The organism is Flavobacterium panacagri (assembly GCF_030378165.1).
In the GTDB taxonomy this organism is placed as follows: Bacteria; Bacteroidota; Bacteroidia; order Flavobacteriales; family Flavobacteriaceae; genus Flavobacterium; species Flavobacterium panacagri.
Genome location: NZ_CP119766.1, coordinates 5416867 through 5440911, shown reverse-complemented (window position 1 = coordinate 5440911; position 24045 = coordinate 5416867). Strand labels below are relative to the sequence as shown.

The 24045-nt window shown below is 36.2% G+C and carries 16 protein-coding genes, 5 tRNA genes and 3 rRNA genes; 16 read left to right on the top strand and 8 right to left on the bottom strand.

What is annotated here, in order from left to right:
* Positions 1-26: 26 nt before the first annotated feature.
* Positions 27-908: a LysR family transcriptional regulator gene (locus P2W65_RS23030; RefSeq protein WP_289661698.1), complete on the bottom strand. Its 882-nt coding sequence runs from the start codon at positions 906-908 to the stop codon at positions 27-29.
* 221 nt (positions 909-1129) lie between these two features.
* On the opposite strand from P2W65_RS23030, the gene P2W65_RS23025 reads away from it, so the two are divergent.
* A complete protein-coding gene (locus P2W65_RS23025; RefSeq protein WP_289661695.1) occupies positions 1130-1837 on the top strand; it encodes a class I SAM-dependent methyltransferase in 708 nt (235 codons plus the stop codon).
* 89 nt (positions 1838-1926) lie between these two features.
* Here the strand turns inward: P2W65_RS23025 and P2W65_RS23020 are convergent, their stop codons facing one another.
* From P2W65_RS23020 to P2W65_RS23005, 4 genes are all read right to left on the bottom strand, one after another.
* Positions 1927-2391: a DUF3291 domain-containing protein gene (locus P2W65_RS23020; protein WP_289661693.1), complete on the bottom strand. Its 465-nt coding sequence runs from the start codon at positions 2389-2391 to the stop codon at positions 1927-1929.
* Positions 2392-2527: 136 nt separating this feature from the next.
* Complete coding sequence (locus tag P2W65_RS23015) at positions 2528-2806, bottom strand: putative quinol monooxygenase (protein ID WP_289661691.1); 279 nt, start codon at positions 2804-2806, stop codon at positions 2528-2530.
* Positions 2807-2808: 2 nt separating this feature from the next.
* Positions 2809-3414, bottom strand: a complete 606-nt coding sequence (locus tag P2W65_RS23010) for an NAD(P)H-dependent oxidoreductase (RefSeq protein ID WP_289661689.1) — start codon at positions 3412-3414, stop codon at positions 2809-2811.
* A 398-nt stretch (positions 3415-3812) separates the two neighbouring features.
* Positions 3813-4799 (bottom strand): aldo/keto reductase, encoded by a 987-nt coding sequence (locus P2W65_RS23005; protein ID WP_289661687.1) that lies wholly within the window; start codon positions 4797-4799, stop codon positions 3813-3815.
* A gap of 116 nt (positions 4800-4915) precedes the next feature.
* On the opposite strand from P2W65_RS23005, the gene P2W65_RS23000 reads away from it, so the two are divergent.
* On the top strand, positions 4916-5761 hold the full coding sequence (locus P2W65_RS23000) for an AraC family transcriptional regulator (protein ID WP_109194259.1): 846 nt from the start codon (positions 4916-4918) through the stop codon (positions 5759-5761).
* 189 nt (positions 5762-5950) lie between these two features.
* Here the strand turns inward: P2W65_RS23000 and P2W65_RS22995 are convergent, their stop codons facing one another.
* From P2W65_RS22995 to P2W65_RS22985, 3 genes are all read right to left on the bottom strand, one after another.
* Entirely contained in the window at positions 5951-7006 is a 1056-nt protein-coding gene (locus P2W65_RS22995; RefSeq protein WP_289661683.1) for an SMI1/KNR4 family protein, read from the bottom strand.
* 25 nt (positions 7007-7031) lie between these two features.
* Entirely contained in the window at positions 7032-7793 is a 762-nt protein-coding gene (locus P2W65_RS22990; protein WP_289661680.1) for a C40 family peptidase, read from the bottom strand.
* Positions 7794-7860: 67 nt separating this feature from the next.
* On the bottom strand, positions 7861-9039 hold the full coding sequence (locus tag P2W65_RS22985) for an acetyl-CoA C-acyltransferase (RefSeq protein WP_289661678.1): 1179 nt from the start codon (positions 9037-9039) through the stop codon (positions 7861-7863).
* Positions 9040-9276: 237 nt separating this feature from the next.
* Between P2W65_RS22985 and P2W65_RS22980 the strand changes: the two genes are divergently transcribed.
* The 14 genes from P2W65_RS22980 to rrf all read left to right on the top strand — a co-directional run bounded on the left by P2W65_RS22980 (position 9277) and on the right by rrf (position 24011).
* Positions 9277-9360 (top strand) — tRNA-Ser (locus P2W65_RS22980).
* Between the two features lie 14 nt (positions 9361-9374).
* Positions 9375-9449 (top strand) — tRNA-Pro (locus P2W65_RS22975).
* A gap of 37 nt (positions 9450-9486) precedes the next feature.
* Positions 9487-9560: transfer RNA gene (locus P2W65_RS22970), tRNA-Arg, on the top strand.
* 473 nt (positions 9561-10033) lie between these two features.
* Positions 10034-10936 (top strand): BRCT domain-containing protein, encoded by a 903-nt coding sequence (locus P2W65_RS22965; RefSeq protein WP_289661676.1) that lies wholly within the window; start codon positions 10034-10036, stop codon positions 10934-10936.
* Positions 10937-10983: 47 nt separating this feature from the next.
* Positions 10984-12735 (top strand): tellurite resistance TerB C-terminal domain-containing protein, encoded by a 1752-nt coding sequence (locus tag P2W65_RS22960; protein WP_289661674.1) that lies wholly within the window; start codon positions 10984-10986, stop codon positions 12733-12735.
* Positions 12732-14045, top strand: coding sequence for an ATP-binding protein (locus tag P2W65_RS22955; protein WP_289661671.1), 1314 nt, complete (start codon positions 12732-12734; stop codon positions 14043-14045). Before P2W65_RS22960 ends, P2W65_RS22955 begins: the two co-directional genes overlap by 4 nt.
* Entirely contained in the window at positions 14045-16174 is a 2130-nt protein-coding gene (locus tag P2W65_RS22950; RefSeq protein WP_289661669.1) for a DEAD/DEAH box helicase, read from the top strand. Before P2W65_RS22955 ends, P2W65_RS22950 begins: the two co-directional genes overlap by 1 nt.
* 97 nt (positions 16175-16271) lie before the next feature.
* Entirely contained in the window at positions 16272-17150 is an 879-nt protein-coding gene (locus P2W65_RS22945) for an AAA domain-containing protein (RefSeq protein WP_289661667.1), read from the top strand.
* Positions 17151-17242: 92 nt separating this feature from the next.
* Entirely contained in the window at positions 17243-17752 is a 510-nt protein-coding gene (locus tag P2W65_RS22940) for an ATP/GTP-binding protein (protein WP_289661665.1), read from the top strand.
* 1116 nt (positions 17753-18868) lie between these two features.
* A 16S ribosomal RNA gene (locus P2W65_RS22935) occupies positions 18869-20382 on the top strand.
* A gap of 126 nt (positions 20383-20508) precedes the next feature.
* Positions 20509-20582, top strand: a tRNA-Ile gene (locus P2W65_RS22930).
* 101 nt (positions 20583-20683) lie between these two features.
* Positions 20684-20757: transfer RNA gene (locus P2W65_RS22925), tRNA-Ala, on the top strand.
* A gap of 134 nt (positions 20758-20891) precedes the next feature.
* A 23S ribosomal RNA gene (locus P2W65_RS22920) occupies positions 20892-23773 on the top strand.
* Between the two features lie 128 nt (positions 23774-23901).
* A 5S ribosomal RNA gene (rrf, locus tag P2W65_RS22915) occupies positions 23902-24011 on the top strand.
* The 16S, 23S and 5S rRNA genes sit together here with 2 tRNA genes alongside, the layout of an rRNA operon.
* Positions 24012-24045 lie beyond the last annotated feature (34 nt).

Sequence of the window (24045 nt, the reverse complement as noted above, 5' to 3'; positions counted from 1 at the left end):
TTGCGAGATTAAAAAAACTTTGAGCCTTAGCGCCTTTGTGGCAATAAAAAAGCAACAGCAGATTGCGTAATCTCTGAATCATCTTCCCTCGAAGTGATAATCGAAACATCTGTTTTTAGATTTACCTTTTTCAATTCAACAAAACCAATTTCAGGATCATGATTGTTTTTGGCAATATTCGAAGGAACAATTGAAATTCCTAATCCATTTTTGACTAATTGTACGATGGAGTTGATGTTATTGGCTTCGTGAATAATCTTCGGCGTAAAACCATAAAAAGCGCAAAGTTCTAATAAAACTTCATGATAATGTGGCGCATAATCTTTATTGAAAAACACAAACGTTTCGTCTTTCAATTGAAAAATATCGTTTTCCGATTTTATCTGAACTGATTTTTTATTGTAAACCAATGAAAATCCATCTTTAAACCATAAATCGGATTTGATTTTTGGAGATTTTACAGGAGAACGAATAATTCCCATTTCGATTTTTCCTTGTTCTAAGGCAGTGATTTGTTTGGCAGTTGAAATCTCAAATAATTTGAAATTGACATACGGAAACTGTTTTTTTAAATGTTTGATTAAATCTGAAATCACAGCAGAATATATCGAACTGATATAAGCGATTCTGAATTCACCAGAAACATTTTCGGCTATCTTTTTTGTCTTTGCAGAAATAAGTTCCAAATTCTGGAAAAGAGTTTTAATTTCTTTTTCAAAATATTTTCCTGCTTCTGTGAGTTCGACTTTTTTATTATTTCTAATGAAAAGCTTTGCTTGAAGTTCTTCTTCTAATTCTGCTATTTGTCGGCTTAATGGTGGCTGTGAAATAAAGAGTTTTTCTGAAGCTTTGGTAAAGTTCAATTCTTCGGCTACAGCCAGAAAATATTTTAGATGACGTAATTCCATGATACTTTTAAAGTATTATTTATTGATAAAAATAGTATTTTTAAAGTATTTATGAAAGGGGTAGTTTTGAAAAAAATAATTCTCTCGCAGATTCAGCAGATAGGGCAGATTATTAATTAATTTTATTAAAATCATTCTTAATCACAAAAATTCCGATCATATAATAGCAAAAAGATCCCCTAAATCTGCGTGATCTGCGAGAGATAAAAAAACAAAAGACCATGAAAAAATCAACTATTCAAGAAATCAAAGAACGGTTTGACAATGATGTTGAACGATTTTCAAATTTAGAAACGGGGCAAGTGGCTACAATAGACGCGACTATTTCTTTGGAATTAATTACTGAAGCTTCAAAACGTATCGTTCCGAATGCCAAAAATGTACTGGATGTTGGCTGTGGAGCTGGAAATTATACTTTAAAAATGTTATCTAAAGTGCCAAATTTGAATTGTACTTTAGTCGATTTGAGTTTGCCAATGTTAAACAGAGCTTTTGAAAGGGTTTCCGCAGAAACAAACGGAAAAGTCAAGATCAAACAAGGCGATATTCGTGAAGTAGATTTAAAAGAAAACAGTTTTGATATTATTTTGGCAGGTGCGGTTTTACATCATTTGCGTGATGATGAAGATTGGGAAACTACTTTTACAAAGTTATTTAGATTATTAAAACCGGGAGGCTGTTTAATGATTTCGGATTTAATCACGCAAGACACAGAATTGTTGAATGAATATACGTGGCAACGTTACGGAGAGTATTTGGAAGGAATAGGAGGAGCGGAGTATCGTCAGAAAGTTTTGGATTATATCGAAAAGGAAGATTCGCCAAGATCTATGAATTACCAATTGGATTTGATGAAAAAAGTAGGTTTCTCAAAAGTCGAGATTTTACATAAAAATATGTGTTTCGGAGCTTTTGGCGGAATTAAATAAGTTTTGTTAGCCACGAATTCACGAATTAATATAAAATCTTTGCGCATAGATTAAAAAAAATAAATTCGTGAATTCGTGGCTATAAAAAACTATGCATCAACTGGCATTGGATATTTGTTTCTTAAATCAAAAACTAGTTCTGAAGGCCCTTTTTTTTGAAGGTAGTCTAATTTTTCAACGGCTTCTTCCATGGTTGGAATTTGGCCTGCTGGAATCCACCACATGGCGGTATGGGCTTTTCCGAATTTTTGAAACCACTCTTTACGGCGTCTTAGGAATTCGCTGTGAAACGTTTTGTACATATAATGTTCCAGTGTTTCTATGCTTTCCCAAACCGATACATTGATAATGATTTGCTCATCATTGTACGGATTCAGACTTGTAGCATTGTAACTGTCGGTATCGTCTTTTAGTCTCCAGACAAAACCTTCGCTCTCTTCAGCTAGTTTATTTACGGTGTCTAAGTTGTCCACAAATTCTTTCATGATCGGATCGTTGATGTCGACTCCTTTCATTTTGGCAATATTAATTTCGGCAAGATGGTATTTGCTCATAAAATATATGTTTCTGAATTTTAAGCAATTTAGCTTTTCCTGCAAGGTTTCCAAAACCTTGTAGGTCTTTTTTTGGAAGAGGTTTAAATTATGCCTACAAGGTTTTGGAAACCTTGCAGGAGAGTCTGAAATCACGTTATAAAATCTGTTCTGTTTTATAGACTTGTATCGGACTTGAAACCAGTGCTTCTGTTTTTTTGATGAATTCTTGCAGATAAGACTGGCTGTTGTGTAAATCTAATCCCGGCTGGTCTTTCCATTCTTCCCAAAGTATAAAAACATTTTCGGAGGTATGTAAATCGTAACGAATGCAGGCCTCTTCTTTTCTAGTTTCGGTAACTAGGTGAGTAAGCATATTTTTAACTTCAATTAAATGCTCTGGTTTACTTTTTAAAATTGCGGTAATCGAAATCATAATTATAAGTTTTTAAAAGTTTGCTCTAAGTGTTTGGTGTAATTCTCTTTAAAGATAACGATATTTTCTATTGTAGCGCCTTTCTCAACATCATGAAAATGGAATCCATTTAGTTTTTCCATTCCTGTGAATTTGTTCATTTTGTGGAAACCAAACATTACGCCTTCATCAACTGATTTTTGATCGAAGAACTCACCTGGAAGTGTAAAAGCTGTTGCAGGAGCATTCCAGCTTGTGGTCAGCATGTATTTGCGTCCGTGCAGAAGTCCGCCGGTTCCGTAATTGATGTCTGGATTTACACGGCTTCTTCCGTCGCTTTTGTAAATTCCTTTGTTATGGCCTGCGGTGAAAACATCGTCGATGTATTTTTTAAAAAGGTTTGGTAACTGAAACCACCAAACTGGTGTGTGGTAAATGATAACATCTGCCCAAACAAATTTTTCTACTTCTTTGTCAAGATCGATATTGTCTTCTACGTGAGTTGTTTTGATTTCGTATTCGTTGTTTTTGGAAAGAAATTCGGTTGTCCAGTCCTGAACTGTTTTGTTGAATTTTCCGCCTGAATGTGCGAATTTCTGTCCGCCGTTAATTATGAATATCTTTTTCATTTTACTATTGGTTTTATTAACGTCTTTATATTGAAATTTAAAGGCGCATTTTTTTTTTTTTTTTAATCTCGCAAAGACGCAGAGTCGCAAAGTTTTTGTTTACCTAAATTGAGATATAAGTGCTTCTTTTGAAAACGGATGTGTGAGGGATTGAGGCGGTATCCTTTTGTGGAATGAAATGGAACAAAAGATATAGCCGAAAGCCCGACCCGGAGGGGCACACCCAAATTATTTTAATTGTTTGAGATTTTTTTTAAACACATAGAAACATAGATTTTTCTTTCTTGAAAAGGGAATTGAAAGAAACTAGTTTCTAACACATAGCTATGTGATTTTTAGAAAAGTGAAACGACTTTGTACGCAACGAATAGCTATATTTCTATGTGTTTGAAGAATAATTATTCTAGCTTAGAAAGCGCTTCATTAATAAATGTAAGTTCTGAAGCTGATAAATCGAAATCCATTGTTTTGGCGTTTGAAATGGCTTGTTCTGCATTTCTTGCTCCGGCTAATACAATTGCGATTCCTTTTTGTAATGTTGTCCAACGTAATACCAATTGTGCGATAGAAATGTGTTTGTCGTTTGCCAGTGAACTTAATTCTTCGATTAGGGTTTTTACTTTTTGTAAATCAAATTTTCCGAAGTAGCCGTTGCGGTGATCGTTTTCTTTTAATTTGCTGTCGGTGAAATATTTCCCTGTCAATAAACCTCTTTCCATCGGACTGTAAGCAATGATTCCGATATTTTCTGCGATGGTAAAAGGAAGTAAGTCTTTTTCGATGCTTCTGTTTAACATGCTGTAGGCAACCTGATCTGATGCAATCTGAACCTTTTTTTGCGCTTCTTTGATTTGTTCAATATTGTAATTACTTACACCAAAAGCTTTGATTTTTCCTTGTTGAATTAAGGTTTCAACGGCTTCCATGGTTTCAGAAATTGGCGTTGTGCTGTCTGGCCAATGAATTTGCAGTAAATCGATATAATCGGTTTTAAGGCGTTTTAAGCTTTCTTCGATTTCTTTAATTACGTTTTCTTTTGATGAGTATTTGTAAATAGGCACTTGTTTTCCGTTATCATCAGCATCAAAAAAGAAATCGCCTTTTCCGTTGTTGCTTCCGTCCCAAACTAAACCGAATTTAGTAAGCAACTGCACTTTTGAACGATCGTAAGGTTTTATGGCTTCTCCGATCATTTCTTCGCTTAAACCAAATCCGTAAAAAGGAGCGGTGTCGATTGTAGTTACGCCGTGGTCGATAGACGCCTGAACAGATTCTATTGAATCTTTCTTTTCAGTTCCGCCCCACATGGTTCCGCCAATTGCAAAAGCACCGTATGTTATAGCTGATAATTCTAGTTCTGAATTGCCTAATTTTCTATATTCCATGATAGTAATTTTATTTTGATTAATTTGATGAGGCAAAATTATACCATTTTTAAGGTTTTAATTTGGTATATATTTGTCTTTTTTAGGTATATTTGCAACTTCAAATAAAACAGATTATGAAAAAAGAGAATTTATACGAGCCTTTTACGGTTTCTTTTGAAACTTTAAACGAATATCCGGATGTGGGTGATCGCCATAATTTCTTTGAACTGGTTTATATTCTGGAAGGAACAGGAAGACAGTGTATTAATAAAAATATTTTTGAGTACGATCCAGGGCATTTGTTTTTATTGACGCCAGAGGACTGTCATAATTTTACCATTGAAACAGAAACGAAGTTTTTCTTTTTGAGGTTTAATGATATTTATTTGAAAAATTCGAGTTTGCAAAATGAGAATGTGCAGCGATTGGAATATATTCTTCAAAATGCGAATCATCAGCCGGGTTGTATTCTAAAAAATGATCCTGATAAGTGTTTGGTGAAAGTGATGATTGAAGCAATCTGTCGCGAGCATCAGGATAAAGATGTTTACAATCAGGAATTGATTCAGCAATTGGTGAATACTTTGATTATAATAGTTGCTCGTAATATTGCGAAATATCTTCCAGAGCAGGTTAATATTGGTACAGAGGCTAAAGCTATGGATATTTTGCAATACATTCAGAATAATATTTATTTCCCTGAAAAAATTAAAGCGGAATCCATAAGTGATTATTTCGGGATTTCGAATACGTATTTAGGGCGTTATTTTAAAAAGCATGCGAGTGAAACGATGCAACAATATATCAGTAATTATAAAACGAAACTGATTGAGCATCGTTTACAGTTTAGCGACAAGCGTATTAATGAAATTGCGTATGAATTTGGTTTTACGGATGAAAGCCACTTTAATAAATTCTTCAGAAAGCAAAAAGGGTATAGCCCGTCTGAGTTTAGAAAAACGATTCGATTGAGTGCTTAGTTTTTGTTTGCCACGAATTACACTAATTAGCGCGAATTTTTTTGCTTATTAATTTTCTCTCGCAGATTTAGCAGATTATGCGGATTTATTTTTTTAATCTGTTTAAATCTGCTAAATCTGCGAGAGAAAAAATAAAAAATCCTTGTAAATCCGTGTTTTCGCAAAGCGAATCTGTTTTATCCGCGTACCTTAATTTTCTTTTTCAATAATAAAACTAAAATGCTCAGTTCTGCCTGCTTTTAAATTGTTGATTTCGTTTTGAATTAATTCTTCTAACGAATCAGCAACTATGATTCTTGACCAGGATTCATTTTGGAGTTCGATAATCTGTCCAAATTTTCCTTTTGAGGCTGGGTCTGTGTCGTAAAGTAAATAATCTCCGTTTCTTCCAGTTGCAAACGGAATCCATTTTGGATTGGCGTAGTTGTTGGTTTTGATTTTTTCGAAATCTACTTCATCTTGTTCTGGTAAATCGTCTTCGTCAAATTGAAGATCTTGTATGGAAATCCATTCTTCGGCAATGTCTTGAAACGGAATCAATTCGTAGCTCCAATTGTTTATTGCCAGCTGAAATACTGATGTAACGGCATCGTAATCTACGTTTTGAACTTTGTAGAAATTTATAAGTGCAAGTGGTATTTTGATATCATCTTCTAATTCAGAATGTTGTTCGATATCTTCTTTAGAAATACCATCTGCGAGATTGTAATAATCATTGTTTTCAGAAACAATTTTACTGATTTCAGAAATCCATTCTTTCCAAAGCGGTTGAAAGAATTTGAATTCGGGATCAACAGGAGCAGAAATTTTTTTCTCTTCTTCCTCGCGTGGAGAAATGCTTAAACTCGTAATTTTACCATCTTCTTTGTCAAACCAAACGCTGATTCCGTTTAGGATAAAAGCACCGCTTCTGTCTCCTTTAAAAAGTTTTACAAGTTGTTTTTTGTTGTTTTCGTAGTATTGAAATAATTCCTGACCATCAAAAATGAATTCGCCAGTAAAGATACTTTTTGCACAAAAATCGTATTCACGAAGCTCTAATTCAAGTCCTATACTTTCGACTTTGTCTCCTTCTTTAGAAAAAGCCATAATCCCCTGGTCGTCCCAAGTATAAATGTGATTGTATTTTTTTTTAGTATATCTAGAATTTCCTAAAGCCTGTTTTAAAACTTTTATATCAATTGGGAATTCGATGTTTATATTGTTGATCTGAAAGCCGTTTTTGGATAATTCAAGTTTTGCCATTGTTTCTTTTTGTAAGGATTTTTTACTAGATAATTTTCTTGATTACACGAAGTTTATGGGTATGTCTTTTTAATTCGGGATTGTAAATTCCGGTATGGTCTAAACGATCGATACGGACTTTTCCACTTGCGTGAATGATGTAATTGTTCTCCATAATGATTCCAACGTGTGTAATGTTTCCTTCATCATTATCAAAGAAGGCTAAATCGCCTGGTTCACATTCTTCAATAAAACTCAAAGGGTCGCCTTCAAGTGCTTGTTGTGAAGCATCACGATGGATTTTATAACCGTTTAATTTGTAAACCATTTGGGTGAAACCTGAACAATCAATACCAAAAGGTGTTTTTCCTCCCCATAAATACGGAGCATTCAGATACATAAAAGCGGTTTTAATTAGTGCGCTTTTAGGTTTTATACCGCTGGTTTTGGTTCCTTCAAAATCAAAATTAGAAATATTGATTTCGCTGTTGTTTAGAAAAGATAAAGAAGCTCCAAGGGGAATTGGAAGCAATAGGTTGTTTGGAGCTGTGATATAATCAATCAAATCAGCATTTAGAATAATTGACTCTTTGCTCAAAAGATCAAATTGCTCTTTGGTAATTTCCTGATATTGTTTAGAATCGACCCAGCCTTCGTAGTCGTCAAACTGAATTCTTATTTTAGCCCATTGATTATGGCGTTCTAAAATTTCGATATGTTCGCCAAATAAAAGCTGTGTTACGATTTCACTTCTGTCACTAGCTTCAGCTCGAACGGGTACTATGGCTAAATTGCAAATTCCAAACATGTAAGGAAATTTATAAGTTGAAAATCAGGAGTTACCTTATATAACTCCTGATTTTTTGAGATATTGTTTATGCTCTTTCGATAACAATTGCTGATGCACCTCCGCCACCGTTGCAAATTGCAGCAGCTCCGGTCTTAGCATTGTTTTGTTCTAAAACATTCAGTAAAGTTACAATGATACGTGCTCCAGATGCTCCAAGAGGATGTCCTAAGGAAACAGCTCCACCGTTTACGTTTACTTTATCGTTATCTAGGTTTAAGATTTTCGCATTGGCTAAACCAACTACAGAGAAAGCTTCATTGAATTCAAAGAAATCAACATCTGAAATTGAGATTCCAGCTTTGTCTAATGCTTTTGGTAATGCTTTTGCAGGGCTTGTGGTAAACCATTTTGGTTCCTGAGCTGCATCTGCATAGCCTTTTATGTATGCTAAAGGTTTTAACCCTAATGTATTTGCTTTTTCTTCAGACATTAAAACCAAAGCAGCAGCTCCGTCATTAATTGTTGAAGCGTTGGCAGCAGTTACAGTTCCGTCTTTCGTGAAAACCGGAGCTAAAGATGGGATTTTATCTAATTTTACATTAGTGTATTCTTCGTCTTTAGAGAATATAATTGGCTCGCCACGTCTTTGCGGAACTTCAACAGGAACAACTTCGTTATCGAATTTTCCAGCATCCCAAGCTTTTGAGCTTCTCTCATAAGATTGGATTGCGAAAGCGTCTTGCTCTTCACGGCTAATTTTGTATTCAGTTGCACATAAGTCAGCGCAAACTCCCATTGCGTTGTTGTCATAAGCATCTGTCAAACCATCTTTTTGCATTCCGTCCAACATTGTTGCTGGGCCAAATTTGTTTCCAGCACGCATTTGTACATAATGAGGAATCAAACTCATGCTTTCCATTCCGCCAGCTACTACGATTTCAGCATCACCACATGCAATTGCTTGCGCAGCGAACATAACCGCTTTCATTCCGGAAGCACAAACTTTGTTTACTGTTGTAGCAGCAACTTCTTCAGATAGGCCAGCAAAAAGCGCTGCTTGTCTTGCGGGAGCTTGTCCAACACCAGCCTGAATTACATTCCCCATGAAAACTTCATCGACTAATTTTGGGTCAAGGTTAATTTTTGAAAGGGCTCCTTTTATAGCGGCAGCGCCTAATTTTGGTGCAGGTACAGTAGATAACCCGCCCATGAAACTTCCGATAGGTGTTCTAACGGCAGAAACGATAACAACTCTTTTGTTCATTTTCTGTTTAATAATAGTTATAAGCAAATTTACTGTTTATTTAATTATATTCAAATTTTGTATTGAATAGGGCGGATTTTAAATTTGAGTCAATTTTTTGTTAATTCTATTTGTTTGATTGTGAAGTGGTTTTGAAAAAAGATGAAAAAAAACTAAAAAAACTCAGAAAAAAGCTTGTGAGAAAAGGAATGTTGTTATACATTTGCACTCGCAAAACGGAAGCAATTCCACTAGCAAGGAGAGGTGCCAGAGCGGTAATGGAGCAGATTGCTAATCTGTCGACGGGTAACCGTCGCCAGGGTTCGAGTCCCTGTCTCTCCGCTTAAATTTTGCCTCGGGGTGTAGCGTAGCCCGGTTATCGCGCCTGCTTTGGGAGCAGGAGGCCGCAGGTTCGAATCCTGCCACCCCGACTTTTTTTTAAAGTTTTTTTTATAAAAATTTTAGTTCGGTTCCATAGCTCAGCTGGATAGAGCAACGCACTTCTAATGCGTAGGTCGAAGGTTCGAATCCTTCTGGGATCACAAGAAAAGCCACTCAATCGAGTGGCTTTTTTGTTTTTGTATTATTTTGATCAAAAATTAAATGTGTTTATCTTTTATTATAACGCATCATTAATTAAAAATGATGGTTGACATTTCTTTAGGTAAGCTATTCTCTCACTACTAAATCTCAATAAATAGCTTATTTTTTTTAATAAATATTATAATGAAAACTAACTTAAGTTTTTTGAATGTCAACGTACAATCTTACACGACACTAGTATTTTAATTAGTCTCAAATAATTTTTAAATGATTTATTTGAAGAGCTATTAGATAAATTATAAAACAGGTATATCTACTTATAGTGTTTTTAATCCTAGAATAATATTTTTAATATAATTTTTGGGATTATGGTTTTCCGTAATGATTATAAAAGATAAAGCTTAATATTTACACTTTATAAAAAAAATTAAATCAAAATAATTATTTATAATTATAAGAAAATTACTTGATTATGAAAGCTATAGATCAGGAATTATTAAAAGTGTATACTGTAAAATCCCAAACAGATAAAGCTATTAGTTCTCTAAAAGGATTTTTATTAGGTATTAAATTAGAGGAAGAAATTAATATCCAAGAAATAAATGAGCTTCAGAAGTGGGTTATTGCTCATAAAGAGCTAATGAGTCGTAATCCTTTGAACGAATTCATGATTATTATTGAAGAGGCTATATCAAATAAAATTCCACGTAAAGAAATAATCGAAGATTTATATTGGTTATGTCAGAAATACGAAAAGGATAATTATTACTATAATGCAGTAACTTCAGATCTTCAGATCTTGCAAGGTATTTGTCACGGTATTTTAGCAGATGGGATTATTACTGATAAAGAAATTTACGATCTTCAAAAATGGCTGGATGAAAATGAACATTTGAATACGTATTATCCTTATGATGAAATAAGAAGTTTGGTTCTTTCTATTTTATCTGACAATAAAATTGAAGAAGAAGAAAGAGTGGTTTTGATGGCTTTTTTTAAACAATTTGTACAAATTCAAGATCATGAAATAAGAGAGAAGATTCAAAATGAAACAATTGATGTAAACATTTCGGGTCTTTGTACAAGTGAACCAGAGGTAGTTTTTGAAGGTAAAACATTTTGCATTACAGGCGTTTTGCAAAGAGGAAATAGAGAGAATCTTCAGAGGGATATTATTAAACTTGGCGGTATACCAACAGACAGCCTTACTAAAAAGACTGATTATTTAATTGTTGGTGATAATGGAAACCCAGCTTGGGCTTTTTCATGCTACGGAAGAAAAGTTGAAAAAGCTATCAACTTAAGAAAAGAAGGGCATTCTATTATGCTTATACATGAATTTGATTTTTCTGATCTTATTGACGATTTATTATAATAAATCCGATTCAGAGAATAGTATTAATAAAATTAAATTTAGGATGTATGGATAATTCTATTATAGACATTACAGGTGAATCTTACAGTCTTTCAAATATTTCAAAACCTTCAAATGTTCCTTATTGGGGACATCAATATGTATATTCGTATTCAGAAATAAATTCGGCGACAAACCAGCAGCGTGTTTTTTATAAAACTTTCAAGTTTAACTTTTTAAACGGTATTTATACAGATCTTGATGGGAATAACAATTATGCATTTGTTTTGCTTTTCGATCTTTTAAAAGAATTTGATACTCATAAAAATATTGCTCGTTTAGAAAAAGAATTAAATGAATTAAAAAGAAACTATCCTAAAACAAAAACGTATAGTGTTTCTCATTTTATTAAAAAATTAGAACAACATGATTTAAAGAAAGATTCAGAGAGAATTCGCCGACAGGAAAATTATTATGATGATTATTCGGGATATGATCAGTTAAAATTGGGATTTCAGTTTAGAGTCAAATTAAATCTAACAGATGAAGATGCTGTGCTTTTAAACAACATTTGGAATCCGGCAAATAATTTCTTTAATATTGAGTTTTGCGCTATCGAAATCATGAAGTTTTATTTGTCTGTCATTAAAAGATTAGATGAAAGATGTGTAAAAGATTCCTCTTCATTACATAAAGAACTTACTGCAGTAGCTGATATTATTGCACAAAAACATTATAACTATAAACCAGAAAGTAATAACTATAAATACTCTATAGAAACTGTTATAAATGAACTTCATTCTAATATTTTTAAATACTGTGAAAATACTGTTCGCGAAATTTTTGGACACAAAAGAAAACTGAATGTAGATCTAACCTATATATCGAATGCTGTAAAAGATGAATACAACGATCGAATACTAATACGATTAAATAAAATATTACAGATTTATGCGCCAACAATTAATGAGCCAGATGAAAAAACGGATTATGAATTAAATATTCAAAATTCAACTCGTTGGAAAATTAAATTTGATGAATTGACTAGTAATTTTAATAAAGATTCAGACATATTTATAAATCAGATTATAAATCTTGGAAATTTAAATAGAGATAATCCATCGGTTGAAAATATTTTTTATGATGCATCAAAGTTTATCGCAGTTCATAGTAAAGAAGCAGCACTTGCATTGTATGTTTATTATATTCATTATGATTTGAAATCGGTAAAATTTGATCATAAACCGCTAGGTGTAACAGTGCAAAAAACTTTGTTTAAAAGTGGAGATCAATTTGATGATTTTCAAGCTATAATCAATGAGTTTATTCAGGATAAAGATTTAGAAAAGGCACTAGAAGCTGTAAAAAATGTTTACACAGCTAAACGAAAAAAAATTCAATTGGATAGAAATGCCATTCAGCAGGTTCATGAAAAACATTCGGGAACGGTTGAGCTACTTAATGAATATCTTAGAGATGAAGAGGAACAGGAAGATTTAAAAACAGTGTTGGTAATTAATTCAGAACCAGAGAATCAGACTGTTTCTGAATACAGCACAATAGATACATCTCTTTATGACAGCTTACTCAATTTTACAAAAATACAGCAAGATGTTCTTGATTCTTTTTCAAAAGCAAATTTTTCTGTTCTTCAGGCTGATTTTGAAACTTTCGCAAAATCAAAAGGAATGTTTAAAAACCAATTGATAGAAAGTATTAATGAATTATGTTACGAGACATTAGATGATGTTTTAATTGAGGAAGAAGATGGTTTTTATATTATTAACGAAAACTACTATAACCGAATTTTAGCAAAATGACAGAAAACATAAAACCTAAAGAAGCCACAGCAATTATTAATTCATTAATTGGAGGTGTAGTCCCTAAAATTGGTGTTCAGCATATTACGGTTGGACGGTCCGAGGAAATTGATGCAGTTGTAAGCGCATTAGAAGATGTAAAAAATGGACATAGTATGGTTAAATTCTGGATCGGAGATTTTGGGTCTGGAAAATCATTCATGTTGCACTTACTAAATACAGTAGCACTAAAACAAAAGTTTGTGGTAGCAAATGCAGATTTTACGCCAGATAACAGACTTTATTCAAATGATGGAAAAGGAGTAGCATTGTATGCTGCTATTATGGACAATGTTGCTATTCAGACTAAACCTGAAGGCGGGGCATTACCAACTTTAATGGAAAAATGGATAGAGCAGGTGGTTATGAAAACGGCAGAATCGAATAATATTCCATTAGAAAATATTAGAGAAGAACAATATTTGAGTCTTATTCAGAATAACATAATGAAAACTATCAACGAAATAACCGAAGTTGGAGGTTTTGATTTTGGAACAGTTGTGATGAAATATTACGAAGGTTATATCAAAGATGATGAGCAATTAAGAAGAAATGCCTTAAAATGGTTAAAAGGTGAATATAATACCAAAACGGAAGCCAAACAAGATTTAGGCGTTAGAGAAATCATAAACGACTTAAATTATTACGACATGCTTAAAAACTTTACCAAATTGTTTGTAAGTATGGGATATAGTGGTTTTATGATCAATCTTGATGAAGCTATAAATCTTTACAAAATATCGGTTTCTGCAACGAGAGAAAAAAATTATGAAAAGATTCTGTCAATATATAATGATTGTTTTCAGGGAAAAGTAAGTAATCTTTTTTTCAATTTTGCAGGGACTAAAGAAGTATTAGAAAATGAAAGAAGGGGTTTGTTTAGTTATCAAGCTTTAAAATCACGATTAGAAACAAACAAGTTTGAGACTGCAGAAATTAGGGATTTTGCACAGCCTGTAATTAAATTATTGCCGCTCGATCATAACGAAATTTTTGTGCTTTTAATAAAACTTAAAGCAATCTTTGATTATAATTATAAAATAGCAACAAATGTTTCTGATGAAGATATACAAAACTTCATGGAGGAAATGTTTAATAAACCTGGAGCTTCAGAGTTTTTAACGCCAAGAGAAGTTATTAGAGATTTTTTAAATATTTTAAACATACTAAGACAAAATCCTGATTTGGATAAAACGAAACTATTTGGAGAGATTGAAATTTCTGATGAAAGACCAGATATTGTTTTAATGGATAGCATAGAGGAATTGTAATGTCATTTGAATTATTATCAGAACCCATCCGAAAATATATTCGTGATAAACGATGGGAACAATTACGTCCCATTCAAAATGCAGCAATTTCAAGAGTTTTAACAACAGATAACCATTATATTCTGGTATCTAGAACTGCTTCGGGAAAAACTGAAGCAGCTTTTCTGCCTATTTTATCTCAAGTAAATTTCAACGAAAAAGGAGTTCAGGTTTTATATATTTCGCCTCTTATTGCATTAATTAATGATCAGTTCTACAGAGTTGAAGAATTGTGTAAAAACTTAGAAGTTAATGTTGTAAAATGGCATGGAGAAGCAAATGCAACTTTAAAAGAGAAATTAATAAAAGATCCGTCTGGAGTGGTTTTAATAACGCCCGAATCTTTGGAAGCTATGCTTTCAAACAAACCTTTTAACGTAAAGCATCTTTTTTCGAACCTTAAATTTGTAGTTATTGATGAAATTCATTCTTTTATTGGATCGGGAAGAGGTGTACAATTAAAGTCTATTTTATCCAGATTACAGGATTTAAATGAAAATCAATTTAGGCTAATTGGACTTTCAGCAACGTTGGGGGATTATGATGAGGTCAAGAAATTTGCCGGTACTACCGTTCCAACAATAGTTTTAAGGGATAGTGCATCAAAAGAAATTGAAGCTAAATTTAAATATTTTAAAAAAGACGGTGATGACTTACCCTTGAGTCTTATTAAAGATTTGTATTTAGAAACTAAGGATAGTAAGGTTTTAATTTTTCCAAATAGCAGAGGGCTTGCAGAAGTTGTAGCTGTTAAATTAAAAAAACTTTCTGAAAGACTAAATGGTCATGTAAATTATTTTTCGCATCATTCATCAGTTGATAAAGAAGTGAGGGAATATGTGGAATATTTTGCAAAAAGCAACAACAGACAAAATTTTTGCATTTCCTGTACTTCAACTTTAGAACTCGGAATTGATATTGGTTCTGTTGATCAAGTGGTGCAAATAGATGCAACACACAGTATTGCATCATTAATACAGCGTATAGGTAGAAGCGGAAGAAGAGATGGTGCAAAAAGTTTTCTCCATTTGTATGCAACAGATAAATGGAGCTTATTACAGTCATTGGCTTGCTGGGAATTGTATAAAGAAGGTTTTATTGAGCCAAAAGACGCAATGACTTTAGCGTATGATCTTTTACTACATCAGGCTTTATCAATAACAAAAGGAAATTCTGGTATTAATTTTAATGAATTAGTTAAAATACTAAAGCAAAACTTCGCATTCAATGATATTGAGAGTAAAGATATTGAAGAGATTTTAAACCATTTAATTGCTATTGATTTATTCGAAAAATTAAGAGATGAAGTTATTATAGGAATTGAAGGAGAAAAAATCGTCAATAACAGAGATTTTTACAGTGCCTTTACTGTTGAAGATAATTTTAAGGTTGTGAATGCAGGAATAAAAATAGGTGAAATTCCATTAACGCCACAAATTAGAGAAGATGAAAATATTTTATTAGCAGCTAAAATCTGGAAAATTATTTTTGTCGATTTCAAAGCAAAAAAAATTGAAGTTAAACCTGCAAATGATGGTAAAAAACCTCTTTTTTTTGGTGGAAGCGGAATGGTACATCCGAGAATTAGAAATAAGATGTTTGAGATACTATATCAAGACCAAAAAATTACTGAGTTAAATGAAGAAGCTTTAGATGAGTTAGATGAGATGCGGAGTGATTTTTCTGTTTTTGACATCCAGAATATCGAGATGGAAAGACCATTATTGACTTCAGAAAAAAAACTAGTATTCTACACTTTTACAGGTACTAAAGTAAATAGAACATTACAATTTCTTTTTAAATTTTCTGAAATAAAGAACTCATTAGACGATAGCACAAGTTCATTCGATATTGATGAATCTAAAGATGATTTTCTGGATAAATTTAATTACATAACTTCAAATGTGGATGTTATTGAGGAAATTATAACAGAAGAATTAGAAAAAAATCCGAATTCCTTAATTACATCAAAATGGGGTATTTATTTACCAGTGAAACATCAAATAGAGTCGATGAAACAAAATTATTTTGATATAAAACAGACTCAGGAATTTTTACTTAGTGTTACTGAAATTGTAGATAATTTGTAGTGTTTTATTTTACAAGCTAGCGTCAAAATTTAAAGATTTTTATATTTATCATGAAGCGAAAAGATATTTGATTATAAATTTGTGAGATTGAGAAATTATGGAATATAAAAAGTGGTTAACCTATTGGAAGAAAAGTTTATCTGATTCTTTAAAAGCAGATCTCAATATTGAAAAACTTCAACATTTTGAAATTGATAGTTTTGAAATTGACATGCAGCAAATAGAAGATTTAATCAGTGTAAATAACCTGATCGATTTTGAAGAAGTACGAATAAATAAAAAGAAAGGCGCTTTAAGTAAAGAAAATGAGAATTGGGAAGCTTTAGATGAAGTTCAAATATTGATTTCTCCAATAAAAATAAAACCAACAACAGAAAATCTTGTTTTCTTAAAAGACAAAAAGGCTAAGTTTCCGTTTTGGTATTTTGCTAAACTCAATAGAAATGGCAGACTGCAAGTTCCAGAGGAATATTTTCCAGTTTTTCAAAGAAAGTATTTAGAGCCTTTAGCGGATGAAAGAACTGAATTTGTATTTGGTACTGTTGAAAATATTGATAATGCAACTGCTGCAGGTCTTGAAGAATATGTGAATTATAAGGAATATATAGATTACGTGAAAGAGGTTTTTACTTTAGCTATAAATCAGAACATTGGGAATTATAAAACAGAGGGTTATGAAACTTTAAAAAATGCAGGGTTTAATATTGATGCATTAAAATTAGGAACTGTTCATGCGCTTCAAGGAGCTGGAAGACCTATTGTTTTATTCTCAATGTTTTACGGAAAAGGAGATTCCGGGACAATGTTTTTCGATAGAGATAATAAGCCAAATATGTTAAATGTAGCTGTTTCAAGAGCTAAAGATAATTTTATTGTTTTTGCAAATACGGAAATTTTGGATAAAAGAAGTAAAACTCCCTCCGGAATACTCTCAAATCATTTAACATACAAAATGTCTTTACGTACTTTTGATTGAAGCCGCATTATTAAATACTCAAAAGAATTAGCTGAATTTTTCAAGTTTTACCAACGCTGTAAAGGGGGATTAATTTAAAAAACATTAATGGGATGAGAATAGTAATACTAGGAGCTCATTTGGTTGGTAAAACCACATTGGCGGAAAAACTGCATGAATCTTTCCCTGGTTACGACTTTTATCCCGAGCCTTATTTTGAATTAGAAGATATGGGTTTTGTTTTCTCTGAAACACCTACAACAGATGATTATATGATGCAGTTGGAGTATTCTTTAAAGCAAATAATGAGAAGTGATAAAAGCGCTATTTTTGACCGCTGTCCAATTGATCTTTTAGCTTATGCTTTGGCGGTTGATAATACATTGGATTTTCAACGTGTATTTAATAAAATTCAAAATGTAATTGAAAAAATTGATGTTTTTGTCTTTGTTCCTATTGAAGAACCTGATAGAATTTTATGTTCGGATTCTGAATTGCCTGAGCTTAGATGGAGGGTTAATGATATTATCGGAAAATTAATTACTGATTTTGAGATAGAGGTGATTGAGGTTAGGGGAGATTTGTCTCAAAGGCTGAATCAGATTCAAAATAGAATAAGATAATTGGAGGTTGTAATTGTTGGAACATGTTCAGATCTTAGATTATTAGGTGAAAAGTATTCAAATAGAAAAAAAGCAATCGATAACTTAAACGAAAGTATACATATATAAGTATACTATATATAAGAGTAGATTTCATTCCGCAACCCGACATGTTTTCAGAACCTGTTGGGTTTGTTTTCTTATACATATATATTAAGTAGAGAAGTATACCATAATATATAAGGGCAAAAGCGAATATTTCCGTCTGAGCTAAGACGAAGCTCTTTTGCAGGATTAATTTTGGATTTGGAATTTTAGTATTGGAATTTTCAGGAGCTTAATCCCGCTATCCGTTCCAATCTTTTGTGCCGAACCCCGGCACAAAAGGATTTCCACTTCTATCGGGGCTATGACATCTGTTTTTAGAAGAAAAATTTGGCATCTCATTGTCTTTGTGAGATTAAAATTGTCAGAAAGGAAAACTTCAAACTTTGATTTCTCTTCAGGAAACTGCCTTTAAGGCTGAAAACTCCTCAAAAACTATATAGACAAACAGGCTGAAAATGGATAAAAACGAAAGGAAAACAGAAAAAACTTATAAATCGTCAAAAAACTTTTCCATGTAAATCAGCTGTTATGAGTGAGTTAAGAAAAAGATTGTAAAAAGAACAAAAAAAGGCGGATAAAAAGCTTGCAGAAGCGGAAAAAGGTTCTACTTTTGCACCCGCAGAAGCGAAGACGTTCACAGCAATACCGGCAGGAGACTGATCAGAAAGAGAAAAGAGATTTTCGAAAAAAAAGATTAAAAAAGTCTTGCAGGATTGGGAAAAGCGTTTTACATTTGCACCCCGCAAATACGGGAAGTTCACTGAAAGATTGGGAGGGAATGCTGAAGAAATGAAACGAAAAAAAAGTTTCAAAAATTTTCAAATTTTCCTTGCAGGAAACAAAAAGAATTTTTAGTTTTGCACCCGCTTTGAGATACAGGCGGAGATAAAAAGAAATACACGTTCGTAGACATATTGAATTGACAGCCGTTCTGAAAGAGATTTCAGAACAGAAAGAATAAGAGTAATAGAATCGTAAGATTCGGAAAAAACCGATAGATAAGGCATCGCATAAATAATATAAAAATATACGATGAAGAGTTTGATCCTGGCTCAGGATGAACGCTAGCGGCAGGCTTAACACATGCAAGTCGAGGGGTATGCATCTTCGGATGCAGAGACCGGCGCACGGGTGCGTAACGCGTATGCAATCTGCCTTTCACAGAGGGATAGCCCAGAGAAATTTGGATTAATACCTCATAGCATTATAGGATGGCATCATTTTATAATTAAAGTCACAACGGTGAAAGATGAGCATGCGTCCCATTAGCTAGTTGGTAAGGTAACGGCTTACCAAGGCAACGATGGGTAGGGGTCCTGAGAGGGAGATCCCCCACACTGGTACTGAGACACGGACCAGACTCCTACGGGAGGCAGCAGTGAGGAATATTGGTCAATGGGCGCAAGCCTGAACCAGCCATGCCGCGTGCAGGATGACGGTCCTATGGATTGTAAACTGCTTTTGTACGAGAAGAAACACCTCTACGTGTAGAGGCTTGACGGTATCGTAAGAATAAGGATCGGCTAACTCCGTGCCAGCAGCCGCGGTAATACGGAGGATCCAAGCGTTATCCGGAATCATTGGGTTTAAAGGGTCCGTAGGCGGTCCTGTAAGTCAGTGGTGAAAGCCCATCGCTCAACGATGGAACGGCCATTGATACTGCAGGACTTGAATTATCAGGAAGTAACTAGAATATGTAGTGTAGCGGTGAAATGCTTAGAGATTACATGGAATACCAATTGCGAAGGCAGGTTACTACTGATGGATTGACGCTGATGGACGAAAGCGTGGGTAGCGAACAGGATTAGATACCCTGGTAGTCCACGCCGTAAACGATGGATACTAGCTGTTGGGGGCAACTTCAGTGGCTAAGCGAAAGTGATAAGTATCCCACCTGGGGAGTACGAACGCAAGTTTGAAACTCAAAGGAATTGACGGGGGCCCGCACAAGCGGTGGAGCATGTGGTTTAATTCGATGATACGCGAGGAACCTTACCAAGGCTTAAATGCAGACTGACCGTTTTGGAAACAGAACTTTCGCAAGACAGTCTACAAGGTGCTGCATGGTTGTCGTCAGCTCGTGCCGTGAGGTGTCAGGTTAAGTCCTATAACGAGCGCAACCCCTGTTGTTAGTTGCCAGCGAGTCAAGTCGGGAACTCTAACAAGACTGCCAGTGCAAACTGTGAGGAAGGTGGGGATGACGTCAAATCATCACGGCCCTTACGCCTTGGGCTACACACGTGCTACAATGGCCGGTACAGAGAGCAGCCACTGGGCGACCAGGAGCGAATCTATAAAGCCGGTCACAGTTCGGATCGGAGTCTGCAACTCGACTCCGTGAAGCTGGAATCGCTAGTAATCGGATATCAGCCATGATCCGGTGAATACGTTCCCGGGCCTTGTACACACCGCCCGTCAAGCCATGGAAGCTGGGGGTGCCTGAAGTCGGTGACCGCAAGGAGCTGCCTAGGGTAAAACTGGTAACTAGGGCTAAGTCGTAACAAGGTAGCCGTACCGGAAGGTGCGGCTGGAACACCTCCTTTCTAGAGCCCTGACCGTTAGCATTGATGCACGTCAGGGAAATAAGATGCCTTAAATAAGGTTTTGGATTTAAGATTGTATTACTCTTGCTGTTAATTTAAAAAAATGATAAAACTTAAGTAAAACAGAGTCTCGTAGCTCAGCTGGTTAGAGTACTACACTGATAATGTAGGGGTCGGCAGTTCGAGTCTGCCCGGGACTACTATTTGGCTTAGGAAAAGGAAATTTTAGAGGTTGAGTTGCACTTTTAGTGAACCGTTTTGAACTGTTAACTGAAAACTGTTAACTGCATACTGAAAAAACGGGGGATTAGCTCAGCTGGCTAGAGCGCCTGCCTTGCACGCAGGAGGCCAACGGTTCGACTCCGTTATTCTCCACGAATTTACTCAGAGAAGTAAATAAAAGTTCATTGACATATTGAGATAAGAAAATAATAAGAAAGTAGAAAGCGTTTTTATTAGCAATAATAAAAACAAAAAAAACGGTCCTGTTTTAATTAACAGGATTGGTACAATAAGCAAAATAAGGGCGCATGGGGGATGCCTAGGCTCTCAGAGGCGATGAAGGACGTGATAAGCTGCGAAAAGCTGCGGGGACTGGCACACACAGACTGATCCGCAGATATCCGAATGGGGCAACCCGCTATATTGAAGATATAGCACACCGATAGGTGGGCAAACCCGCTGAACTGAAACATCTAAGTAGGCGGAGGAGAAGAAAACAAAAGTGATTCCGTAAGTAGTGGCGAGCGAACGCGGATTAGCCCAAACCATCCATGTTACGGCATGGGTGGGGTTGTAGGACTGCGCTACTTCATGCACAAGGAACCGGAAGTTTCTGGAAAGGAACGCCGTAGAGGGTGACAGCCCCGTATGGGCAACAAGTGTAATGGACAGCAGTATCCTGAGTAGGGCGGGGCACGTGAAACCCTGTCTGAATTCGGCGGGACCATCCGCTAAGGCTAAATACTCCTGAGAGACCGATAGTGAACCAGTACCGTGAGGGAAAGGTGAAAAGAACCGTGAATAACGGAGTGAAATAGATCCTGAAACCATGCGCTTACAAGCGGTCGGAGCCCTTAAGTGGGGTGACGGCGTGCCTTTTGCATAATGAGCCTACGAGTTAACGTTGCCGGCAAGGATAAGTACTTCAGGTATGGATCCGCAGCGAAAGCGAGTCTGAATAGGGCGCTTTAGTCGGCAGTGTTAGACGCGAAACCGTGTGATCTACCCATGGGCAGGTTGAAGCTGTGGTAACACACAGTGGAGGACCGAACCGGTTGACGTTGAAAAGTCTTCGGATGACCTGTGGGTAGGGGTGAAAGGCCAATCAAACTCGGAAATAGCTCGTACTCCCCGAAATGCATTTAGGTGCAGCGCTGGACATAGTTATACAGAGGTAGAGCTACTGATTGGATGCGGGGGCTTCACCGCCTACCAATTCCTGACAAACTCCGAATGCTGTATAATGTTTGCCAGCAGTGAGGGCTTGGGTGCTAAGGTCCAAGTCCGAGAGGGAAAGAACCCAGACCATCAGCTAAGGTCCCCAAATATATGTTAAGTTGAAAGAACGAGGTTTGTCTGCCCAGACAGCTAGGATGTTGGCTTGGAAGCAGCCATTCATTTAAAGAGTGCGTAACAGCTCACTAGTCGAGCGGACGAGCATGGATAATAATCGGGCATAAACATATTACCGAAGCTATGGATTTGCAGTTTACTGCAAGTGGTAGGGGAGCATTCTGACAGGGCAGAAGGTGTGCCGTAAGGTATGCTGGACCGGTCAGAAAAGAAAATGTAGGCATAAGTAACGATAATGCGGGCGAGAAACCCGCACACCGAAAAACTAAGGTTTCCACAGCTATGCTAATCAGCTGTGGGTTAGTCTGGACCTAAGGCGAACCCGAAAGGGACAGTCGATGGCCGACGGGTTAATATTCCCGTACTACTAATTACTGTGATGGGGTGACGGAGTGATGAAAGCGCCGCGGACTGACGGAATAGTTCGTTGAAGTACCTAGCTATAAGACCTGTAGGCAAATCCGCAGGTTTTGGTGAAATACGATAGTACTCGGAGTCTTCGGACAAAGAGATAGTGCGCCTAAGGGCTTCCAAGAAAAACCTCTAAACTTCAGGTAATTAGTACCAGTACCGTAAACCGACACAGGTAGTTGAGGAGAGAATCCTAAGGTGCTCGAGAGATTCATGGCTAAGGAATTAGGCAAAATAGACCTGTAACTTCGGGAGAAAGGTCGCCACGCTCAGGCGTGGCCGCAGTGAAGAGGTCCAGGCGACTGTTTATCAAAAACACAGGGCTCTGCAAAATCGTAAGATGAAGTATAGGGCCTGACACCTGCCCGGTGCTGGAAGGTTAAGAGGAGATGTTATCTTCGGAGAAGCATTGAATTGAAGCCCCAGTAAACGGCGGCCGTAACTATAACGGTCCTAAGGTAGCGAAATTCCTTGTCGGGTAAGTTCCGACCTGCACGAATGGTGTAACGATCTGGACACTGTCTCAGCCATGAGCTCGGTGAAATTGTAGTAACGGTGAAGATGCCGTTTACCCGCAGTGGGACGAAAAGACCCTGTGCACCTTTACTATAGCTTAGTATTGACCTTGGATAAATGATGTGTAGGATAGGTTGGAGACTTTGAAGGGGCGTCGCCAGGCGCTCTGGAGTCATTGTTGAAATACAACCCTTTGTTTATCTGAGGCCTAACCCCGAGTATCGGGGGACATTGCTTGGTGGGTAGTTTGACTGGGGTGGTCGCCTCCAAAAGAGTAACGGAGGCTTCTAAAGGTTCCCTCAGTACGCTTGGTAACCGTGCGTAGAGTGCAATGGCATAAGGGAGCTTGACTGAGAGACATACAGGTCGATCAGGTACGAAAGTAGAGCATAGTGATCCGGTGGTTCCGCATGGAAGGGCCATCGCTCAAAGGATAAAAGGTACGCCGGGGATAACAGGCTGATCTCCCCCAAGAGCTCATATCGACGGGGGGGTTTGGCACCTCGATGTCGGCTCGTCACATCCTGGGGCTGGAGAAGGTCCCAAGGGTTGGGCTGTTCGCCCATTAAAGTGGCACGCGAGCTGGGTTCAGAACGTCGTGAGACAGTTCGGTCTCTATCTACTGCGGGCGTTAGAAATTTGAGTGGATCTGATTCTAGTACGAGAGGACCGAATTGGACAAACCGCTGGTGTATCTGTTGTCCCGCCAGGGGCACCGCAGAGTAGCTACGTTTGGAAGGGATAAGCGCTGAAAGCATATAAGCGCGAAACCCACCACAAGATGAGATTTCTTTTAAGGATCGTGGAAGATGACCACGTTGATAGGCTATAGATGTAAAGGCAGTAATGTCATAGTCGAGTAGTACTAATAATCCGTAAGCTTATGTACATAATTTTTCTCTCCCGTCCCAGACGGGAGAGAAGGAACTTTCTTAAAAAACTTATGTTTCTTTATCTCAGTATGTTAAAATATTGTCCGCACGCGGAAGGTAATTAGATATTAATTACTGAAAACCTTAAGGTGGTTATTGCGGCGGGGCTCACCTCTTCCCATCCCGAACAGAGAAGTTAAGCCCGCCTGCGCAGATGGTACTGCAGTTTTGTGGGAGAGTATGTCGTCGCCTTTCTTTTGAAACCCCTGTTTCTTACGAAACGGGGTTT